Annotated in this window: 4 protein-coding genes; 2 read left to right on the top strand and 2 right to left on the bottom strand. The window is 36.2% G+C overall.

Features of this window, described 5'->3' with window-relative positions:
• Window positions 1-87: 87 nt before the first annotated feature.
• Together V7137_RS09745 and V7137_RS09740 are read left to right on the top strand one after the other, a co-directional pair.
• Window positions 88-456, top strand: a complete 369-nt coding sequence (locus V7137_RS09745) for a VOC family protein (protein ID WP_335697900.1) — start codon at window positions 88-90, stop codon at window positions 454-456.
• 492 nt (window positions 457-948) lie between these two features.
• Window positions 949-1,512, top strand: coding sequence for a hypothetical protein (locus V7137_RS09740; RefSeq protein ID WP_335697899.1), 564 nt, complete (start codon window positions 949-951; stop codon window positions 1,510-1,512).
• A gap of 371 nt (window positions 1,513-1,883) precedes the next feature.
• On the opposite strand, the gene V7137_RS09735 is transcribed toward V7137_RS09740, so the two are convergent.
• Entirely contained in the window at window positions 1,884-2,099 is a 216-nt protein-coding gene (locus V7137_RS09735) for a twin-arginine translocase TatA/TatE family subunit (RefSeq protein WP_335697898.1), read from the bottom strand.
• Window positions 2,100-2,110: 11 nt separating this feature from the next.
• The coding region (locus tag V7137_RS09730; RefSeq protein ID WP_335697897.1) for a M42 family metallopeptidase at window positions 2,111-3,105 on the bottom strand (995 nt) is incomplete at its 5' end.

The following is a 3,105-nucleotide window of genomic DNA, read 5'->3' as shown; positions in this document are numbered from 1 at the left end:
AAACCAATTATAAAATTTCGAACTTGAAAGAATTTTATAAAATTAATAAAATATGAGAGAGGAGAATTGACAAACGGAGGAGTGTCTATGTCATTTTTAATAAAAAAGATTGATCATATTCAACTTGCTGCCCCTATGGGTTGTGAAGAAGAAGCAAGGGAATTTTTCTGTGGAATACTAGGATTAAATGAGGTTGAAAAGCCGGCGGAATTAAAGAAACGCGGCGGCGTTTGGTTCGAGTTTGGGACCTTCCAACTACACATCGGTGTAGAAGAACCATTTACACCAGCTAAAAAAGCACATCCTGCCTTTGTTGTTGAAAATATCGAGGAATTAAAGGGACATCTCCGTGAAAAGGGAGTCTCCTTTACAGAAGACGATTTACTTCCTGGAGCGAGCAGAATTCACGTCCATGACCCCTTTGGCAATCGTCTTGAATTATTAGAGTGGCTTTAGGAAATACGTAAAACAATTAAAACAGCCCCATTCCATTTTAGTGGATTGGGGCTGTCTGCCTTTAATTGGGGGATTGAAGGCATTATTTAATAAGGATATTTTATTCAAATTCCAGAAAGTGGGGAGACCATCTGGAAGGGAACAAGCACAAAGTAATGATTTCTTTATTGTTTCGCAGTAACTTTCACTGGTTCACTGCTTACGCCAAAGTGTTGCTTAACAATTAAAGAAGGACCGCCCAGATTAAAGAGGTAACGGTGTTCAATTTGTGAGTAATTTTACATGATGCGTTAAAAAATAAAACGAAACTTTATTTGTGAAACTTTTCACATATTTTCTATATTTATAGAATACGAGAATTAAAATAAAATCACAAGTGGTTTATAACTAAAAATTTGTCAAATTGGTAAATTTTTTTTCACTTATTGGGAATGATAAATTCGTACCAAAAAATGTGAATTTAAGAAATAACAGAAATGGAAGGAGATCGCTATGAAGTTTAATATGTTACTTTTATCATTAGGATTATTATTTTCAGTGCCTGGAATGGCTGCAGCAAACCACACCACGCCTGATACCACCAATGGTGAACAACGCGAAAAAGCCCCTTGTGATTGTCATGAGAGCGGGCATCATCATATGATGCATAAAGATTGGGAAGCAAAGATGGCTGAAAGACAGAAAATGCTTCTTTCCTGGGTGGACCAGTATACTCCAAATAAAAAAACAGAATGGACTGCCGTTCTTGCAGAAAAGAAAATACTGATCAATCAATGGATGAGTCCTGAGAATGCTGCTAAACGTGAACGATGGAAAAAAGAAAAAAGAGCAAAAATGGAGGAACTTAAAAAACAACTGGAAGCAGGAAAGATTACAAAAGAAGAATTTATTAAACAAGTACATGGCGGAAAAGAAATGTCCCATTGGAAAACTTTCCATGAATTAAAGTTGGCCGTTGAAAAGAAAGATAACAAGCAAGCTGCATTACTCCTAAATCAATTACTGGAGCAATCGAAACAACATAATGAAAAAATCAAGGAATTACTAAAAAAATAATCAGCTTTGATAAAAAAACTAATTCACTCGGAATTAGTTTTTTTATTTATTTAGCTAATAGATTATTGTTGAATTTTAACCAAGTTGATTGAACCGCCTGGAGCGGAAATCAACCTGCAAGCACAGATTGTAAATAATTACAGTTGTTAAAATGAATTCAAAAAGGGAAGATTTAAAAATGACAAACATTGAGGAGGTTAGCAATGAAAAGAAAAAATTTAATGATGACTACCGTTGCTCTAGGCGCTGCATATCTATTCCGAAATCCCAAGTCCCGAAAGAAATTAATGAATCAAGTTCAGGCATTTGCTAAGAAATAAACATAAAAAAACATCCCTATCACATTAGATGGGGATGTTTTTTGACTAACATTACTTCTTTAAACTAATGCTAGCTTGTTTGGTCTCTTGGATATCTTCTTTTATTTCTTCTTTGATGTCTTCCGCAATTCCTTCAGTCGCTTTTTTAAATTCGCGAATCGATTTGCCAACGGCACGGCCTATTTCAGGAAGTTTGTTTGGACCAAAGATGACTAAAGCTACAATTAAAATCAAAATTAAGCCTGGTACACCTATATTTGAAAACATATATTCATCTCCTACTGGATTAAATCAGCTTGCACGTAATGATACAGTAGTTTAGCTGTATTTTCAATGGAAGTTTCGTGCGTTCTTTCAAACGCATGTGATGAATCGATCCCAGGACCAATTAAACCATGGACGATATCATGACCAGCACGGATGGCGGCTGAAGCATCGGAACCATAGAAAGGATATATATCCAATTTATATTCGATTTTATTCGCTTCAGCTAGTCGAACTAGACTTTTTCTCAATTCATAATGATAGGGTCCACTAGCATCTTTAACACAGATGGAAACCGTGTATTCATCAGTTGACTGTCCGTCACCGATTGCACCCATATCGACTGCTAAATACTCGACTGTTTCTGGAGTTATATTTGAGTTACCGCCATATCCAATTTCTTCATTGTTTGAAATTAAGAAATGTGTAGTATAGGGCAGAGTGATATGTTCCATCTTAATTTGTTTCATTAATTGAAGCAAGATCGCCACACTTGCTTTATCATCCAGGTGGCGCGATTTAATGTATCCGCTTGGAGTTATTTCTACACGAGGGTCAAACGAAACAAAATCTCCAACTTCAATTCCAAGGGCACGAACTTCCTCAGCATTATGTACCTTTTCATCAAGTCTAATTTCAATATTGTCTTGGTTTCGCTCAGCTTTTCCAGCATCTTTATAGACATGGACAGAAGTTTGGTGCATTAAAATGGTTCCAGTTATCTTTTTTCCGCCGCTTGTTTCAATTTGACAGTATTCTCCTTCAATGGAGTTGTACTTAAATCCACCTATCAAATCAATCTTTAAGCGACCATTAGATTTTACTTCCTTTACCATTGCACCAAGCGTATCAACATGAGCTGTAAGCATGCGATGTTTACTTGAATTCTTCCCCTCAATTGTCGCTATTAACCCGCCTTTTCGATTTCGATAAGTGTGAATTTGTAACTCGGCGAGGTATTTTTCAACAAAGGTAATGACTTCATTTGTATTCCCTGATGGGCTTGGAA

This window comes from Neobacillus drentensis, assembly GCF_036962765.1.
Lineage (GTDB): Bacteria > Bacillota > Bacilli > Bacillales > Cytobacillaceae > Neobacillus > Neobacillus drentensis_C.
Note: the sequence above shows the minus strand (reverse complement) of the source record. Positions and strands in the feature narration are given on the sequence as shown.